The sequence below is a fragment of the Oligella ureolytica DSM 18253 genome (assembly GCF_000373745.1).
Lineage (GTDB): Bacteria > Pseudomonadota > Gammaproteobacteria > Burkholderiales > Burkholderiaceae_B > Oligella > Oligella ureolytica.
In genome coordinates, this window is the sequence record NZ_KB892373.1 from 1 (window position 1) to 1,260 (window position 1,260).

Annotated in this window: 1 protein-coding gene; it reads left to right on the top strand. The window is 41.3% G+C overall.

Annotated elements, in window-relative coordinates; all coding sequences use genetic code 11:
* The first annotated feature begins 146 nt into the window (after positions 1-146).
* Positions 147-1,130, top strand: a complete 984-nt coding sequence (locus B092_RS0113375) for an NAD(P)H-dependent flavin oxidoreductase (protein WP_018575726.1) — start codon at positions 147-149, stop codon at positions 1,128-1,130.
* Positions 1,131-1,260 lie beyond the last annotated feature (130 nt).

The window sequence follows — 1,260 nt, forward strand, 5'->3', positions numbered from 1 at the left end:
ACTGCTTGGCTCTGGACTTATAATAACGAACGCCCCAACATGGCATTAGGTGGCATCACACCGAGGCAAAAATTACATCAACATAAATTAAATAAGTCTACTGCCAACTGCTATTAAAAATGGGGTGATTACCAAGGAGACACTCCATGGTAGTAAATACCAAAACTATTCCACCGATACTGCAAGATTTGCGCATACCGGTAATTGGCGCACCGATGTTTACGGTGAGCTATCCAGAGCTTGTTAAGGCGCAATGTAAGGCAGGTATTGTTGGTTCATATCCTGCTCTTAATGTACGTACAAACGCTCTATTAGATGAGTGGCTCACTGATATCAATACCGAGCTTGATAGTTACAAAAAAGAAAATCCACAAGCAACAGTTGGACCCATTGCCGTTAACCTAATCATCCATCGCACTAATCCGCGTCTAGAAGAGGACTTAGCTATCTGTGTGAAGCATAAGGTACCTATTATCATTACTTCTTTGATGGCGCCTGTACCTGAGTTGATTGAAGCTGTTCATTCTTATGGTGGTATTGTGCTACATGATGTGATTAATGTGCGTCATGCTGAAAAAGCCATTGAGGCGGGTGTGGATGGTTTAGTCTTAGTGGCAGCTGGTGCCGGTGGGCATGGTGGTACTACCTCACCGTTGGCCTTAGTAGGTGAGGTCAAGAAGTTTTTCTCTGGACCGATTATTTTATCAGGAGCAATTTCGACTGGTGATGTGGTTTTAGCAGCTCAAGTGATGGGTGCGGACTTTGCTTATATTGGTACGAAATTCATTGCGAGCGAAGAGGCTAATGCTGTGGATGAGTATAAACAAGCGATTGTAAATGCCAATGCGGCTGATATTGTTTATACCGATTACTTCTCTAGGGTTCATGGAAATTACTTGAAAGAAAGTGTCACTAAAGCAGGGTTAGAGCTTGCAGACTTAGACAAACTCAATAAAGATAATCTAAGCTTTGTAAAAGAAGGTGCTAACGCTAAAACTTGGAAAGACATCTGGGGAGCTGGGCAGGGCGTCGGTTTAATTGATGAGGTTTTAGATGTTGCCACCATTGTGGATAACTTAGAAAATGAATATCAAATCGCAGTGGATCGTGTGGCTACTTTCAAACATTAAATAACTCTTTAAAATTATAAGTAGTGACTAGTTTTGAGCCTGTAGATATTTTTGTGTAAATGCCATTTTCTTTACTACTACAGGTGAGCGGTAACTCGTTCACCAAACTCTATACTAAACCGATTTAAAG

Excerpts from the sequence above, each read along its gene's own strand:
- B092_RS0113375 (WP_018575726.1), top strand. The coding sequence starts at position 147 with ATGGTAGTAAATACCAAAACTATTCCACCGATACTGCAAGATTTGCGC.